Origin of the sequence: Shouchella patagoniensis, assembly GCF_002019705.1 — a bacterium.
Taxonomy (GTDB): Bacteria; Bacillota; Bacilli; order Bacillales; family Bacillaceae_D; genus Shouchella; species Shouchella patagoniensis.
In genome coordinates this window covers 1,785,511-1,802,049 of record NZ_KV917377.1, presented here as the reverse complement: position 1 = coordinate 1,802,049, position 16,539 = coordinate 1,785,511, and the positions used below count along the sequence as shown (strand labels likewise).

Here is a 16,539-nt window from a genome sequence, read left to right as displayed (position 1 = left end):
GGGGGAACGTACATGAGAAAAAAATGGCTTTTAAGTTCAATGGCGCTTGGTTTTGCTGTAACGATGGCAGCTTGTACGACTGGAGGTTCTACTGACGAAGACTCTTCAGAAGCAAATGAAAATGAAGAAGGTGGAAATGAGGAACAAGCAAGTGATAAGATATTGCTGTTAAATAACGGAAATGAACCGGTATCTTTAGATCCGCAAATTGCTTTTGAAGCCGTATCAAGTGCACCGTTAAATAATATAATGGAAGGGTTGGCACGATTAGGCCCAGATCATACGCCAGAACCAGCAACTGCTGAAAGCTGGGATATATCTGATGATGGGCTTACGTTTACATTTCATATTCGAGATGATGCAAATTGGTCAAATGGCGATCCAGTCACCGCTGAAGATTTTGAATATGCATGGAAACGCTTGGTTGATCCAGACACTGGTTCTTCAGCAGCGTTTTTAGCTGACCTTATTGAAGGGGCAACAGAATTTAGTGAAGGAGAAGGATCAGTTGAGGAGGTTAAAGTAACGGCACTCGATGAAAAAACATTGGAGGTTGTTTTAACAAGCCCACAACAGTATTTTCTTAGTTTAATTACAAACCCTTCTTTCTTCCCGGTTCATAAAGAAACGGTCGAAGCAAATGCTGATTGGCATACTGAGGCTGATACGTATATCAGCAATGGACCGTTTGCGCTTAGTGGTTGGGATCATAATTCTGAGTTACGAATGACTCGTAATAATGAATATTGGGATTCAGACAATGTAGCATTAGATGGAGCAACATGGTTTATGATTGACGATGCTATGACAGCGTACCAATTGTTTGATCAAGGAGGTTTACATTCTACAGCTCCTCCTGCTGATATGGCTGAACAACTGATTGCAGACGGAGAAGTAGATTTATATGATCAAGCAGGAACGTATTTTTATCGTTTCTTAGTTACAGAAGAACCTTTCCAAAATAAGAAGATTCGTCAAGCATTTGCGAAAGCAGTTAATCGTGAATCAATTGTCGATCATGTAATTAAGCAAAACCAAGAACCTGCATCAGCTTTTGTTTCTAACGGTTTTACAGAACCCTCTGGTGAGGATTTCAGAGATGTTGGCGGCGATTATTTTGAAATGGATGTGGAAGAGGCAAGATCTCTTTTAGAAGAAGGAATGGCTGAAGAGAATTATGAGGAACTTCCACCAGTAACATTATCTTACAGTTCCGGCTCAAATGATCATCAACGCATTGCTGAAACGCTGCAGCAAATGTATAAAGAAAACTTAGATGTGGATGTGGAATTAGAGGTTGTTGAATCAAGTGTTTTCTTGGATCGACAACGTGGTTTAGAAATGCAGATGTCTCGCTCTTCCTTTATTGCTGATTATGCTGATCCAATTAATTTCCTTGAAAGTTTTATTACTGATAGCTCGATGAATCGCACGGGTTGGTCAAACGAAGAGTATGATCGTTTAATCGAAGAATCGAGAATGGAGGGGAATGAAGAAAGTAGATTTAAATTGTTACATGAAGCAGAAGCAATTCTACTAGATGAAATGCCGTTCTTTCCTCTTTATTTTTATAATCAACCAGTCTTAGAGAATGAATCAGTTTCTGGGGTTGTACGTCATCCGGTAGGGTATATTGAACTGAAGTGGGCTGATATAGAGCAATAGATTAAGCAAAAAAAGGAAGAGCAACAACCTCTTCCTTTTTTGCTTGTTAGGAGGATAAATATAACATGATGCCTAAGAAAGCAAAGATACTGAAACCTGGTGATACGATTGGTGTCATTGCGCCAGCAAGCGCCCCTTCTTTAAAAAGGGTGTATGAGGCAAAAAGGATATATGAACAGATGGGCTTACAAGTAGTAGTTGCCCCTTCAGTTAGCGCAGAATACGGTTACTTGGGAGGAACAGATCAAGAACGTATTACGGATTTAGAAGACATGTTTAGAAATCCAGATATAAAAGGGATTTTTTGTGCTTGTGGTGGTTACGGGACTCCGAGAATTGTTGATAAAATCGATTATGACCTCATTAGAAATAATCCAAAGGTCTTCTGGGGTTATAGTGATATTACATGCCTCCACACGGCTATTCACCAAGAAACAGGTCTAATTACGTTTCATGGCCCAATGTTAAGTTCCGATCTTGCAAATGGAAGTGTCGATTCTTTTACCCTTAATGGTCTTAAACAAGTATTACAGGAAAAACCAATGACCATTGACGAGTCAACAGAATCACTTGTTTCACTCGAAGAGGGCGTAGTTAATGGTCGTTTAGTAGGAGGGAATTTAACGCTAATTTGTAGCTTATTGGGTACAAACTATGAGATTAACACGGAAGGCGCAATTCTGTTTATAGAAGAAATTGAAGAAGAGCCGTATCGAATTGATCGAATGCTAAATCAGCTCAGACTTGCAGGGAAGTTAGATGGTGCAGTTGGATACGTTATTGGAAACTTTAATAAGTGTGAACCAAAAAAAAGAGAGAAGTCATTTTCTCTGAATGAGGTATTAAACTTTTATCTCAAGAAACCTGGAAAACCTTGTTTAAAAGGGGTTTCAATTGGCCACTGCAATCCAGCCTTATCGATACCTTATGGTGCAAATGCAGTACTTGATGCTAACCTAAATACGATAACCATTGAATCAGGAGTGGAGGGATGACAAAATGGAAGAAAAGCGAATTGCAGTTCCTGTTGCAACATTGTGGACCACGTTTGATTCTCCACGAGAAATTGATTCTATTATTCTAGGAAAAGAAACGATGTATGAGAATTGGCTTTCTCAACTCACGTATGATGAACGATTGGAGCTGTGTTCAAAGAACCTAGTCCAAAGCCAAGCCTTATTTAATGACCCTGTTTTAATTTTAGAGGAGACAAATGGTTGGTCTAAAGTCATTCTCCTTGATCAACCTACCGTTAAAGCGGAGGCTGGGTATCCCGGTTGGATACCTTCTTGTCAGTTGTCATCGGTACAAAGTGAGGTGGGGACTCAAAAAGTACGTGTGAAAAGGAATACAGCCCCTTTATTTAACGCAAACCATGAATTGTTGTTTCAGTTGAGCTTTGGCACAACGCTTGTTGTTAAGCAGGCGTATGAGCATTTTCTTCATGTAGATACTCCACTAGGAGAAGCTGTTATAAAACAGGCCGATATAGAGTGGAAATCGAGAGAGAAGGATGGAAATCAATTAGTAGACAGTGCACGTCAGTTTATTGGATTGCCGTATTTATGGGGAGGGATGAGCGGGTTTGGCTATGACTGCTCTGGCTTTGTTTATGCTATGCATAAAGCGAGCGCAATTATTATCCCAAGAGATGCTTCAAATCAAGTACAAACAGGAATCGAAATACAAGATGAGGACGTTGCGGTTGGTGATTTGCTCTATTTTGCACATGACAAAGGGGAAGGTGCGGTTCACCATGTTGCTATGTATGCTGGCGACGGTGAAATGATACACGCGCCAAAAACAGGTAAAGCTGTGGAACAAATTTCCTTTCATGGGACGGAATATGAACAAGAATACTGCGCCACAAGAAGGTTTACAAGTAAGGCTCTGTGGAGGGATTTCTTATGAATGAACCAATGCTTGAAGTGCAAGGGTTAAAAAAACACTTCAAAATTCGAAAAGATCAAACACTTAAAGCTGTTGATGTTGTATCATTTACTGTTAATAAAGGAGAAATGTTTGGTTTAGTTGGTGAATCAGGTTGTGGAAAGTCGACACTTGGACGGACTATTTTACGTTTATATGAACAAACAGAGGGTTCTATAAAATTTAAAGGACAAGATGTTCACAAAGCGAGTTCAAAAACAAAAAGAAAATTAGATCAAAGCATGCAGATGATTTTTCAAGATCCATACGCTTCGTTAAATCCAAGGTCGACGGTTATGGATATCGTGGCAGAGGGTATAGATATTCATGGTCTTTATAGCGGAGTGAAGCGAAAAGAGAAAGTATATCAATTATTGAAAACAGTGGGTTTAAATAAAGAACATGCAAATCGCTATCCCCATGAATTTAGTGGGGGGCAAAGGCAGCGAATTGGTATCGCGCGAGCACTTGCAGTAGAACCCGAATTTATAGTTGCGGATGAACCCATATCTGCTTTGGATGTGTCGATTCAAGCGCAAGTAGTAAACTTATTAAGAAAACTCCAACTTGAACAAGGTTTGACATTCTTGTTTATCGCACATGATTTATCAATGGTAAGGCACATAAGTGATCGAATTGGCGTGATGTATTTAGGGAAACTTGTGGAACTAACTACAAGTGAAAAATTATACAAAAAACCACTTCATCCTTATACGGAAGCATTATTATCTGCGATCCCAATTCCTGATCCCGACCTTGAAGATAAACGTGAACCTATTCTGCTTAGTGGGGAGATTCCTAGCCCAATCTCTCCCCCGAGTGGTTGTGTTTTCCGCACAAGATGTCCAAGGGTAATGGAACGCTGTACTTTAATAGAGCCAGAGATCAGTGAATATGAGCCAGGTCATTTTGCCGCTTGCCATTTATATGACGAGATTGGAGACTCTAGAAAAGAGGCTGCAGCTAGCAAAGTAACTTAGTATCAGTAGTTAATGATAGTAAACCTTTTATAGGGAGAAGTGTATGAAATTCGTTAAACAAGCAATTGGTGTTTTTTTAATTTTTCTTACAACGGCCTGTCAAAATGAAATGCGACCTGGGACAACTGATTTAAATACAATTGAATTACGGTTTAGTACTCCTTTTCAAAAAGAGGGAGAGCGCTTTAGACAGTCGGTAACAGTTGGAACAGTCGGCGACATATTGATTCATGATCGTGTTTATGATGACGCCAAAGTCGAAAGAGGGTTTGATTTTTGGCCGATGTTAAAAGAGATTGCACCTTATCTAAAAGAACCAGATATTACAATTGCTAACCAAGAAACAATGATTGGTGGAGAAGAAATTGGATTATCTGGGTATCCGAGTTTTAATTCTCCTTTTGAAGTGGGAGATGCATTAAAAAAAGCCGGTGTAGATGTGGTGACATTGGCCAATAATCATACGCTCGACCGTGGACCAAAAGCGATTATGAATGCATTATCCTATTGGGACGAGCTGGATATGATGTACACAGGCTCATTTAAAGATAGAAATGATGCAGATGACCTTCGTGTTGTTAAAAAGAACGGATTGTCGATAGCTATACTTAGCTATACGTATGGAATAAATGGCATACCGGTACCAGACAATCGAGAATACCTTGTTAATTTAGCTGATTCAAGTTTGATGCAAAAACAAATTGAAGAGGCAAGTTTACAGGCAGATGCTGTTCTTGTTGCTTTACATGCTGGAGATGAATATGTTTATTACCCGAACAAGCAACAGAAAGAGTGGGTGCAACTTGCTGCAGATAGTGGTGCGACAGCTGTTATTGGGCATCATCCTCATGTGTTGCAGCCTGCTGAATGGATCGAGAGTGAGCACGAACACGATACACTTGCAATTTATTCATTAGGGAATTTTCTGTCAGGACAGTACGACCATCCACGGCGAGTCGGGGGTGTGTTTTCGTTTGAGCTTGAGAGAAGTAGTACTGATGGTGTGATGGTAGCAAATCCTAGATTTCTACCAACATATGTTCAATTTGAAGATAATGATAAAAACTATCGGGTAAGACCAATGAAAGATTTAACAAATGAGGAACTTCCAAATATAGAAAAACATCTAGATGAAATTGAAACTCATATGAGTCAGTGGTTACCTGAATTAGTTGTTATAAAGGATTAGGAGATAAGTTATGAAACGTCAGTTTGCTTTATATATCTTTGCGCTACTCTTTTTTTGTGCAGGAGTTAGTCATTTTATAATAGATCATTTTTTTATTGAGGCGATGCCAGAGTGGGTGCCATTTCGAAGAACCATTGTTTACATTTCCGGAATTGTAGAAATGGCGATTGCCATCTTATTAATTTATAAGCCCACGAGGGCAAAAGCTGGAGTATGGACAGCTCTATTTCTTATTCTTGTATTTCCAGTAAATATTTATATGGCGTTTACTCCTGGGCAGTATCAATTACCTGCGTTTGCTTTATGGTTGAGGTTGCCTCTACAAATCGTGCTCATATGGTGGGTGTTAAAAGCAACAAAACCATCAATTTTAAAAAATCATACGCACGATAAAATGGGCGTATGATTTTTTAATTGATTAACTTTGTTCGTGGGTTTTGGGATATGCATCAGCTATATGTTTAATGTGGTTTGTGCCCCATTTGTGCATGGCATCTAAAATAGGGGTTAAACTTTGACCATAAGTAGTCATTGAATATTCAACTTTTGGAGGAATTTGAGGATAAACTTTTCTTTCAATAATATCGTGTTGCTCTAGCTCTCGTAACTGAGAGGTGAGCATTTTTTGTGTAATTCCAGGTATGGCACGTTTTAACTCGTTAAAACGCATAACATCTTTTGTAATAAGTTGAAATAGAATTTTATGTTTCCATTTACCAACAAGAATTTCTAAAGCTGTATCGACCTGACAAGATGATTCCATTAATTAATCACTCCTTAGTTCAGTATCTTTATATATACTATAGTACAAAAAAGTGCGTACTTACAATTAATATTTTTTATCGTTACACTTATATTATCTTTAAAGGGGGTGCAAGTATTCATGGATTCTACTAAAATGACGATGGGGGAAGTTACTTTAATTGTAACTAACATCAAGCGATCTATTCGTTTCTACAAAGAAGTAATTGGGTTCTCTTATATTGAGGTAATGCCGCAAAAAGCCAAATTGTTTAATGGAAAAGGTGAATTACTTCTTGTATTAGAAGAGAATGATCAAGCTATTCCGGTAAAAGCAAATCAACATTCTGGTCTTTATCACTTTGCTTTGTTACTTCCTGATCGTAAAAGTCTCGCTAATCAATTTGCTCATTTAATAAATAAACAAATACGATTAGGTGGAGCTGATCATGCTGTTAGTGAAGCGATTTATTTGAATGACCCAGATGGTAACGGGATTGAATTGTATCGTGATCGACCGCGTGTTGAATGGACCTATACAGAATCTGGTGATGTTGTAATGGACACAAAAGCTTTGGATGTAAATGGACTCCAAGCATTAGCTGAAGATTGGAAAGGATTGCCTGAAGGTACATGCATGGGACACGTTCATATGCATGTAGTTAATTTAAGTGAAACTGAACAGTTTTATAATGAATTGCTCGATTTTCAAACGATGGCACGTTATGGCCCACAAGCATTATTTATGGCCGTAGGAGGATATCATCATCATTTAGGATTTAATACTTGGTCAGGCGAAGGTGCGACACCGCAGCCGCAACCCGCAGCAGGAATGAAACAGTATAAGATTTGGGTTACTGATTCTCAAACATACAATGTTATGTATCATAGGATTAAAGACAAGAATCTTATTATTGAAGAAGAGAGTGGCTGTTTTAAGGTGAAAGACCCATCGTCTATGGCTATTGTGATAGCGAAGACTAATGAATGTAACTAAAAACAAAAGGATCTTGGCCTAGGCCAAGATCCTTTTGTTTTTTATGATTATGGAAGAGTCTCTTCTTTTAAAGTTGGATAAATTTTAGTTGGTTCAGTTACACGATCATCAGTAATGTGAACTTGAACCATCCGGTTATGCTTCATAAATTTGAAGACACCGTTATTAAAGTCTGTACCAGTCTCTTTAAAGAAAATCCCTTCATATTTGGCTGCTTTTGTGTGTGTAAACATAAGTCGGTAACCTTGTTCATCTTCAATGACATACGCACGGACTCCCTTTTCAAAGTGTCCTTCTAAGCCTTTGATTGCACGATCACAAGAAACGACATGGAAATCGACAAATGGGATTTCTCGTAATAGAACATTCATAAACGATCCTTTTGTGATTTCTTCCCATCTACTTTTGGCTGTTTGACCAATAATAATCTGGGTAATATGATGTTCTCTGGCGACTTCAGCAATTACTTTTACCGCCGGTTTCTTTTCGTTATCACGAATGATAAATTCTTCAACATCATATTCCTCTGAAAGTTCTTTCCAACGGTCAATGTATGCTGATTTTTCGGCATCAAGATCATCATATGGCAGGGGATCAACTGTCAATATATATAAAGGGCAGTCAAGCATGCTGGCAAGCTTTGCACCACGTTTAATTAATCGTTCGCCGTTTGGACCGTAGTAGACACATACTAAAATGCTCTCGTCCATACGTCCTTTTGCTTTTTTCATGAAAGAGTTCACCTCAGTTTTAAGATAGTAAATTAAGGAACAATGAATCAAGTGACTAATCGCTGTAAATCAAACTGCACTCAGTCAGCTCATTGCCACTGAGGTTTTATGAAACCAAGTCATTATATAACGAGGTTTCATGAATTTCAATCACTTATCATAAAATCAAGCGAAAATATTCTTTATCCATATAAAATGCAGCGAAATGAAGTTTGCTTGGACGCTTGAAATGTGACGATTTGGACACAACTAATCAATATGAAGGCTAATCATGTGCATCGAGTTAGAAATTAGTATATACTTTTCGTTAGTTAGTAATCATCAACGATTCATTTTACAAATAATCCTTCGATTTAAACCTTCCACATTTAGATGTGAGGCACATATCCAGTTTAACTGAAAACTGGTCAGTTGGACGTGCAGTGTTTGCATACCTGCGCGATTTTGCATTGTACATGTGAATTCCAATAATTTGCTTCCATCATACACCTTCTCTATAGGAAGCACAAGCGCTGATTGACTTTGTTTTTTTGGATAAACTTGGAATGATTTAACGATGAAATGGATGCGTACATAGATGATTGATGATTGATTTGAATGACAAAAAGGAGGTTGTGTTTTGTACACTTTGAATTTAGCTATCCTAATTCCTTTTATAGTAGCTCTTTTTATTCCCTATTTATATAGAAGGCTCCCTGGTGTGCATACAGGATGGTTTGTTCTGGTGGTCCCAGCAGCGCTTTTTGTGTTGTTAGCAAGCTATATACCGACAGTGGCCGGTGGAGAAACGGTTTTGTCAGAGTTACCTTGGATACCGTCGCTTGGAATTAACTTTACTGCATATTTAGACGGTTTAAGTTTAATCCTTGCCTTACTGATTACTGGCGTAGGAAGTTTGGTTGTTCTTTATTCTATTTATTATCTATCAAAAGAAAGAGAATCACTCGGACACTTTTATGTCTATTTACTTATGTTTATGGGTGCCATGCTTGGGGTGGTATTCTCTGACAATTTGATGGTTTTATATTTATTTTGGGAATTGACAAGTATCTCATCTTTCCTTTTAATCGCTTACTGGTATCACCGACGTCAATCTCGTTACGGTGCACAAAAATCGATGCTGATCACTGTAACTGGTGGAATAGGGATGCTTGCAGGTTTTATTATGCTAAGCAGGATGACAGGAACATTTAGCATCAGAGAGATTGTTGCTAACATTGGTCAATATACAGATCATACACTCTTTGTTCCAGCAATGCTTTTGATTCTTCTGGGTGCTTTTACAAAGTCTGCTCAATTTCCATTTCATATCTGGCTACCAGATGCGATGGAAGCACCTACACCGGTTAGTGCCTATTTGCACTCTGCCACTATGGTTAAGGCGGGTATTTATTTAGTAGCGAGATTCACCCCTGTCTTTGGTGGGGACGCCGTCTGGTTCTGGGTGGTGAGTATTGTGGGGATTGTCACACTGTTTTGGGGATCCTTCACAGCAATTAGACAAACGGATTTGAAAGCATTGCTTGCCTATTCAACAATTAGCCAGCTTGGTTTGATCATGAGCTTGCTTGGTATTGGATCGGCAGCGCTTTACTTTGATGTTGCAGATGAGAACTCGGTTTACTTCTCGTTGGCAGTTTTTGCAGCCTTGTTCCATCTAGTAAACCATTCTACTTTTAAAGGTGCACTCTTTATGGTGGTGGGGATTGTCGACCATGAAACAGGAACTCGAGATATTCGTAAATTAGGCGGTTTGATGACAATTATGCCTATTACATTTACCTTAGCCGTAATTGGTAGTTTTTCAATGGCAGGTCTCCCTCCTTTTAATGGCTTTCTAAGTAAGGAAATGTTTTTTACGAGTCTTCTCCGTGTTACGGAGCTATCTTTCTTTTCTATTGAGACATGGGGCTTGTTGTTTCCTATCATTGCTTGGATAGCAAGTGTACTTACCTTTGTGTATTGTCTGATACTAGTATTTAAAACCTTTTTTGGGAAGTATCAACCAGAAAAACTTGAAAAAGAAGCGCATGAAGCACCAATGGGAATGTTAATTTCTCCTGTTATTTTAGCTAGTTTAGTTGTGGCGTTTTTCTTTTTTCCTAACATTTTAGGGGAATATATATTAGAACCTGCATATGGAGCGGTCATGCCTACATTTGTTGAAGCAAATGTGTTTGAACACAGTATCTATGCATGGCATGGGTTCAATACCGAATTAATGATGACACTTGGTGTAGTAGGATTTGGTATTGTTTTATATCGCCTGTTGCCGAGCTGGAAGTGGATTTATGCAATCTTCCCGGCGAAATTGTCACTTGATAGCCTGTATAACCATTCACTTCTCACTCTTGAAAGAAAGTCAACAAGTATAACCAATCGTTATATGACTGGAAATATGTATCATTATATGGTGTATATTTTAATAACGATTATTGCTGTTGTAACAGCAGTATTTGCTTACACAGGAGCATTCGCTATTGATACATCAAATGATGCGCCTATAAGTATATACGAGGGATTCATTGCGGTTGTAATGGCTGTCACAGCACTTTCAATCCCATTCGCAAAATCGCGTCTAACAGGAATTTTGTTAAATGGTGTGCTTGGTTATTTGTTAGCTTTATTCTTTGTCTTTTTCCGAGCACCAGATTTAGCTTTAACACAACTTGTTATTGAGACTGTATCCGCATCATTGTTTTTACTATGCTTTTACTTCTTACCAGAGTGGGAAAAAGAAAAACGTAGACCAAAAGTTAAGATGCTCAATGTTTTTATCGCACTTGCAGTTGGTACGCTTGTTACAACGATTGCGTTATCTGTTCAAAGCAACCGATTGTTTGATTCAATCTCTGCATTTTATGAGAATGCCTATGAACTTGCAGGAGCACAAAACATTGTTAATGCAATCCTAGGTGACTTCCGTGCATTCGATACAATGCTTGAAGTAGTTGTATTATTAATTGCCGGTCTAGGTGTTTACGTCCTAATTAAGTTAAAGTCGAACAAAGGAGGGCGTGACGTTGAAGGCGAATGATGTCATTTTACAGACCGTATCAAAAGTAGCTGTATTTATCATATTGACTTACGGCGTCCATTTGTTTCTAGCTGGTCACTACGAGCCAGGAGGTGGGTTTGTTGGTGGTCTAGTGTTAGCTTCTGCATTTGTATTACTGTTGTTGTCATTTGATAGTGATACTGTTAAAAGAGGAATGCCAATTGATTTTAAAATGCTTGCGGCAACAGGAGCGTTCTTATCCGTTGGAACTGGTTTAGCTGCTACTGCATTTGGTGTTCCTTTCTTAAGTCAAACTGAGGTCCATGCTACGTTACCTATTCTAGGTGAAATTCCACTTGCATCGGTTGTATTATTTGAAGCGGGTGTTGCATTTGCGGTAATAGGGACCGTTGTGACAATAATTTTAAGTATAAGTGAGGATGTTTAGCTTATGGAAACAATGATGTCTGTTCTAGTCGGTATACTTGTGACTGTAGCGACGTACTTAATTCTTTCCAAAAGCTTGCTTCGTGTTATTTTGGGAACAGCAATTATGTCACATGCGGTGCATTTGCTTATTATGATCATGGGCGGCTTTTCGAGAGATTCTAGTGCCCCTTTGCTTGGAGAAGAAGCGGCATCTTATACAGATGCACTACCCCAAGCACTAATCTTAACTGCCATCGTGATTAGTTTTGGTGTAACAGCCTTCTTCCTAGTGCTCGCTTATCGCACGTATAAAGAATTAAAAACGGATGATCTGACGAAGTTAAGGGGACATGATGATAATGAATAATTTACTTGTATTACCAATGGTCCTGCCTTTGCTTGTGGGAATCATTCTCATTTTCTTACGGCCATTCGTTAAAGTCCAACGTGTTATCAGCTTTATAACGATGCTAGTCACGTTTGGTATTAGTGTGTATTTGTTAGTGATGGTTCAGCAGGAAGGTATTGTTACACTTGATTTTGGAGGCTGGGCAGCCCCGTTTGGTATATCTTTTGTCGGAGATAGTTTTTCACTTTTGCTTGTTACAACTGCTTATTTAATAACGACAATTACGTTGCTTTATGTCTTTTCAACAATTGGAAAAGAGCGGGAGAATATGTTTGTTTATCCATTAATTCATCTGCTTCTCGCAGGTGTCGCTTGTTCTTTTCTGACTGGTGATTTATTTAACCTTTATGTTGGTTTCGAAGTCATGCTTTTAGCATCATATGCCCTTATTGTGCTTGGTGGAGAGAAAGCACAATTACGTGAATCAATTAAGTATGTTTTGGTAAATGTTTTTTCTTCTTTTGTCTTCTTAATAGGTATTGCATATCTATACGGAGTATTAGGAACATTGAACCTTGCTCATTTATCTGTTCGAATAGCGGAAGTTGGTCAACCGCCAATTCTAACAACAATTGCTATTATCTTTTTGCTTGTGTTTAGCTTAAAAGCTGGGTTATTGCTTTATTTTTGGCTTCCAGGTTCTTATGGAGCGCCGCCAATGTCAATCTCTGCTCTGTTTGGTGCTTTACTCACGAAAGTCGGTATTTATTCGTTGTTTCGTGTATTCACGCTCTTGTTTTATCATGAGCCAGGTATTACGCACACCTTGTTAGGCATTATGGCGATACTGACGATGGTTGGAGGAAGTATTGGGGCGGTCGCCTACAATGATCTACGTAAAATCATTGCCTATAATGTCGTGATTGCTGTTGGTTTTATTCTAAGTGGATTGGCAATCTTTAATCCTACTGCGATTGAAGGCGCTATTTATTATTTAGTCCATGATATGATTGTCAAGGCTTTGCTTTTCTTATTAGTAGGCGCGACGATTTATCTTTCTGGAACAGCGCGGCTTGAACAAATGAGTGGCATGATTCGAAATTATCCCCTGCTGGGCTGGCTATTCTTCATAACAATGGTATCCTTGGCTGGTATTCCACCATTAAGCGGTTTTATTGGCAAGGTATATGTAGCTCAAGGTGCAATAGAGAGTAGTGCCTTTGTTTTGCTCGCTGTTACCCTTATTTCAAGTATCTTTGTGCTATATTCACTACTCCGTATCTTTAGAAACGTATTTTGGGGTGAAACAATTATTAGCAAAGATAGCATGATTCCAATGAAAAAAGGAATGATTATTCCTTGTGCTTTATTAGCAATTGCAACATTAACACTAGGTTTAGGTGTAGAGGGTATTGCAAGTGTTGTTGCGGATGCAGCTGCTACATTAATGAATCCGGAAATATATATTGATGCTGTTCTTAATCAAGGAGGCGTCTAAATGACAATATTGATTAGAAGAGGAGGTAGCTGGTTATGTTAGGACAGCTCTTACTCAATATATTAATTGCATTTCTTTGGGTACTCCTTCAGGATGAAGACAGTTTTCAGTTCTCAACACTTTTTGGTGGGTTTTTAATTGGCTTAGGGATTATTTATGTGATGCGTCGATTTTTCTTTAAGGAATTTTACTTGCGGCGTGTTTACGCAGCCTTTAAGTTATTACTTATATTCATTAGAGAATTACTTACGTCAAGTGTATTGATTATCACACAAATTCTAAGTCCAAGAATTAAAATCACACCAGGAATCTTCACCTATAAGACTAAACTTAAAGGAGATTGGGAGATCACTGCATTATCTTTGCTCCTTATGCTAACGCCGGGATCTGTTGTAATTGAAGTCTCTCCTTCTAATGATGTCTTTTATATACACGCAATGGATATCCCGAAGTCAAAAAACGCGGTTCTTCGAGCGATGACGAAATTTGAGAATGCAATTATGGAGGTGACCCGGTAATGTTTCAAACGATATTGATTATAGCTCTAATTCTTTTCGCTACAGCGATTGGTATTGTATTATATCGAATTATAAAAGGACCGACTATGCCAGACCGGGTTGTTGCCTTAGACGTAATTGGGGTTAACTTAATTTCAGTTGCAGCAGTTGTTTCAATTGTACTCAATACAAGGGCATTTCTTGAAGTAATTCTAATTGTAGGTATTCTTGCGTTTATTAGTACAATCGCTTTCTCCAAGTTTATCGAGAGGGGTGTCATTATTGAGCGCAAGCGCGACAGGTGAAACGATAGGGGCAATTTTGATTCTTGTAGGAGCAATCATGGCAGTCATAAGTGCAATAGGCGTCCTTAGGCTCCCCGATGTGTATACCAGATCACATGCTGGAACAAAAAGTGCGACGCTCGCTGTATTATTAACGTTAACGGGTACATTCATCTATTTCTGGCTGACTGATCATTACATTAGTATTCGACTTATTCTTGGAATCGTCTTTGTATTTTTGACAGCGCCTGTTGCTGGACATTTAATTACGAGAGCAGCTTATCGTTCAAAAGTACCTTTAACTGAAACGAGTGTTGAAGATGAATTAAAAAAAGTATTAAATGAAGAGAGTTATAACGATCCCGAGTCAGATGGCGGAGCGTTAAAAAAAGAAGAGGACGGCTAATGCCGCCCTCTTCTTTTATGTTCTTTCCCAGTAAGGAGTTTGTTCGTAATGTTGATAAATCAGCTTTTCATAATCCGAAGTTAAGGGATCGTCGATAGCATGTTCTGGAGCTGATTCTATTTTTTCAGATGATACATCTAGAATTACGCTATTATCAAACCAAGTGACTTCCTTAAGTGAATCCATTGTAACGACTACTGGTTCACGCTTCAAAAATCCACCGGTATCAATAACGATATAACGAATATGCCAATCATCAGATTTATGAATAATGAAGTCAATAATTTTACCAACTTCACCACCTTTTGCATGAACTTTGCTTCCAATTAATTCATTTAAACTAAATAATTGTACTTGGTTTTGTTCGTCTAATTGCCGCTCATCTGCACCAGTTTTGTTTCCTTCAACAGTATCATCAAGGTTAGACTGACCTCTTGGAATGAATGGTGGGATTAAAGGAGCTCCAGTAGTCTGGTTCGTTCCGTATGTTGTTGATACGGGAACCGCGGGTACATTCCAATAAGTTGGCCAACCATAATGATCATTTAATTTTTTTTCATAATCTCGATGAATTGGAGCCTGATCTTCTGGCTTCGGACTATCTTTAATCTGCTTTTTTGTTGCATTAATTGCTATTGAAAGATCTTCTACATCAACATCCGTAAATGCATTTGGACTAAGAAGAACTTTTCCACCGAAAAACCAGGTTCGTGTATTCCCTACAAAATAACGTAGCTTCAATGTGTGTCTATCAACATAAAAGTCTTCAAGTAAGCCAAGCTCACCATCTGTTGCACGCATAGTGAAGTTTTCTAACCTCTTCGCATGAATAAGCATCTTAATTCCTCCAATGAATGTAGTACTTTTCTATAGCCTAAATGAGAAGAAGTAAAACCATTAAAGCATTAAATACGATAAATAATTAAAGATTCGTTATAATGAGACCAAAAGGAGGCTTCTGTATGAAAATAGCGGTTATCACTGGAGCAAATGCAGGAATGGGGTTTGCTACATCATTAATTTTAGCAAATAGTGGAATGCATGTGGTTATGCTAAGCAGAAACGAGGAGCGAGGACAGAAAGCACTCGATCAAATAAATATTCGTAAAAAGAATGGTAGTGCGGAACTAGTTTTGTGTAATCTAGCATCATTAGCTGATATTCGCAAGGCCGCAGATGAGATTAATACTCGATATGAACGCATTGATGTTCTTATTAATAATGCAGGTGTTGTTAGCCCCAAAAGGGAAGAAACACAAGACGGCTTTGAAATGCAAATTGGTGTAAACCATCTAGGTCATTTTTTGTTAACAAATTTATTGTTACCAGCAATAAGTCAATCCAAGGATGGACGTATTATTATTGTTTCTTCGGGTGCTCACAAATGGGGGAGATTTTACAAAGAAGATCCTCATCTTCACGAAGGTTATAATGTAATGAAAGGTTATGGACAATCAAAACTCTGTAACCTCTTATTTGCAAAAGAGCTAACCACCCGATTGAAAGATACAAATATATCTGTCTTTACGCTTCATCCAGGTGCTGTTTCAACCGAATTAGGAGTTGATCGAAAAACTGGTTTAGGCAAAGCGGTTCATAACGTTTTTCGGCCAATTTTCCAAACTCCAAGGGAAGGTGCAGATACTGCTATTTACCTAGCATTATCAAATAAAGTATCGGATAAACAAGGGCATTACTTTGTTAATCGTAAAACCGAAAAAACAAGCGTACAGGCGAAAAGTAATGGTGATGCCTTAAGATTGTGGAATTGGAGTGAAAAACAAACCTTATTGTGATTTAAAAGAAAGCAGATACTATCTGCTTTTTTTTTAGGAATAATTTTAAA

General features: G+C 38.3%; 18 protein-coding genes. 15 read left to right on the top strand and 3 right to left on the bottom strand.

Annotation, left to right across the window (positions count from 1 at the left end):
• Positions 1–12 precede the first annotated feature (12 nt).
• The 6 genes from BK584_RS09735 to BK584_RS09710 all read left to right on the top strand — a co-directional run bounded on the left by BK584_RS09735 (position 13) and on the right by BK584_RS09710 (position 6,169).
• On the top strand, positions 13–1,665 hold the full coding sequence (locus tag BK584_RS09735; protein WP_078392415.1) for a peptide ABC transporter substrate-binding protein: 1,653 nt from the start codon (positions 13–15) through the stop codon (positions 1,663–1,665).
• Between the two features lie 68 nt (positions 1,666–1,733).
• Entirely contained in the window at positions 1,734–2,660 is a 927-nt protein-coding gene (locus BK584_RS09730; RefSeq protein WP_078395518.1) for a S66 peptidase family protein, read from the top strand.
• Positions 2,661–2,664: 4 nt separating this feature from the next.
• Positions 2,665–3,576 (top strand): C40 family peptidase, encoded by a 912-nt coding sequence (locus BK584_RS09725; protein WP_078392414.1) that lies wholly within the window; start codon positions 2,665–2,667, stop codon positions 3,574–3,576.
• On the top strand, positions 3,573–4,574 hold the full coding sequence (locus tag BK584_RS09720) for an ABC transporter ATP-binding protein (RefSeq protein WP_078392413.1): 1,002 nt from the start codon (positions 3,573–3,575) through the stop codon (positions 4,572–4,574). The genes BK584_RS09725 and BK584_RS09720 overlap by 4 nt, the downstream gene beginning before the upstream one ends.
• A 43-nt stretch (positions 4,575–4,617) precedes the next feature.
• Positions 4,618–5,763, top strand: coding sequence for a CapA family protein (locus tag BK584_RS09715; RefSeq protein ID WP_078392412.1), 1,146 nt, complete (start codon positions 4,618–4,620; stop codon positions 5,761–5,763).
• Between the two features lie 10 nt (positions 5,764–5,773).
• Positions 5,774–6,169, top strand: a complete 396-nt coding sequence (locus tag BK584_RS09710) for a DoxX family protein (protein ID WP_078392411.1) — start codon at positions 5,774–5,776, stop codon at positions 6,167–6,169.
• Between the two features lie 12 nt (positions 6,170–6,181).
• On the opposite strand, the gene BK584_RS09705 is transcribed toward BK584_RS09710, so the two are convergent.
• The gene (locus BK584_RS09705) at positions 6,182–6,526 is read right to left on the bottom strand and encodes a winged helix-turn-helix transcriptional regulator (RefSeq protein WP_078392410.1); all 345 of its coding nucleotides are present in this window, start codon (positions 6,524–6,526) and stop codon (positions 6,182–6,184) included.
• A 120-nt stretch (positions 6,527–6,646) separates the two neighbouring features.
• Here BK584_RS09705 and BK584_RS09700 point away from each other — a divergent pair, with 120 nt between their 5' ends.
• The gene (locus BK584_RS09700) at positions 6,647–7,501 is read left to right on the top strand and encodes a VOC family protein (RefSeq protein WP_078392409.1); all 855 of its coding nucleotides are present in this window, start codon (positions 6,647–6,649) and stop codon (positions 7,499–7,501) included.
• A 47-nt stretch (positions 7,502–7,548) separates the two neighbouring features.
• Here the strand turns inward: BK584_RS09700 and BK584_RS09695 are convergent, their stop codons facing one another.
• Positions 7,549–8,232 (bottom strand): universal stress protein, encoded by a 684-nt coding sequence (locus tag BK584_RS09695; protein ID WP_078392408.1) that lies wholly within the window; start codon positions 8,230–8,232, stop codon positions 7,549–7,551.
• A gap of 619 nt (positions 8,233–8,851) precedes the next feature.
• On the opposite strand from BK584_RS09695, the gene BK584_RS09690 reads away from it, so the two are divergent.
• From BK584_RS09690 to BK584_RS09660, 7 genes are read left to right on the top strand one after another with little or no spacing between them, the layout of a single operon-like run.
• The gene (locus BK584_RS09690; RefSeq protein WP_078392407.1) at positions 8,852–11,269 is read left to right on the top strand and encodes a Na+/H+ antiporter subunit A; all 2,418 of its coding nucleotides are present in this window, start codon (positions 8,852–8,854) and stop codon (positions 11,267–11,269) included.
• Positions 11,256–11,678, top strand: a complete 423-nt coding sequence (locus BK584_RS09685; protein WP_078392406.1) for a Na(+)/H(+) antiporter subunit B — start codon at positions 11,256–11,258, stop codon at positions 11,676–11,678. The genes BK584_RS09690 and BK584_RS09685 overlap by 14 nt, the downstream gene beginning before the upstream one ends.
• 3 nt (positions 11,679–11,681) lie before the next feature.
• Entirely contained in the window at positions 11,682–12,026 is a 345-nt protein-coding gene (locus BK584_RS09680) for a Na(+)/H(+) antiporter subunit C (RefSeq protein WP_078392405.1), read from the top strand.
• Positions 12,019–13,506 (top strand): Na+/H+ antiporter subunit D, encoded by a 1,488-nt coding sequence (locus BK584_RS09675; protein WP_078392404.1) that lies wholly within the window; start codon positions 12,019–12,021, stop codon positions 13,504–13,506. The genes BK584_RS09680 and BK584_RS09675 overlap by 8 nt, the downstream gene beginning before the upstream one ends.
• Before the next feature lie 35 nt (positions 13,507–13,541).
• A complete protein-coding gene (locus BK584_RS09670) occupies positions 13,542–14,024 on the top strand; it encodes a Na+/H+ antiporter subunit E (protein WP_078392403.1) in 483 nt (160 codons plus the stop codon).
• Positions 14,024–14,308 carry a Na(+)/H(+) antiporter subunit F1 gene (locus tag BK584_RS09665; RefSeq protein ID WP_078392402.1) on the top strand — a complete coding sequence of 95 codons (285 nt, stop codon included), beginning with the start codon at positions 14,024–14,026 and terminating at the stop codon, positions 14,306–14,308. Before BK584_RS09670 ends, BK584_RS09665 begins: the two co-directional genes overlap by 1 nt.
• On the top strand, positions 14,286–14,693 hold the full coding sequence (locus BK584_RS09660) for a Na+/H+ antiporter subunit G (protein WP_078392401.1): 408 nt from the start codon (positions 14,286–14,288) through the stop codon (positions 14,691–14,693). The genes BK584_RS09665 and BK584_RS09660 overlap by 23 nt, the downstream gene beginning before the upstream one ends.
• A 15-nt stretch (positions 14,694–14,708) precedes the next feature.
• On the opposite strand, the gene BK584_RS09655 is transcribed toward BK584_RS09660, so the two are convergent.
• On the bottom strand, positions 14,709–15,530 hold the full coding sequence (locus BK584_RS09655; protein WP_078392400.1) for a PRC-barrel domain-containing protein: 822 nt from the start codon (positions 15,528–15,530) through the stop codon (positions 14,709–14,711).
• Positions 15,531–15,655: 125 nt separating this feature from the next.
• On the opposite strand from BK584_RS09655, the gene BK584_RS09650 reads away from it, so the two are divergent.
• The gene (locus tag BK584_RS09650) at positions 15,656–16,489 is read left to right on the top strand and encodes an SDR family oxidoreductase (RefSeq protein WP_139365642.1); all 834 of its coding nucleotides are present in this window, start codon (positions 15,656–15,658) and stop codon (positions 16,487–16,489) included.
• Positions 16,490–16,539 lie beyond the last annotated feature (50 nt).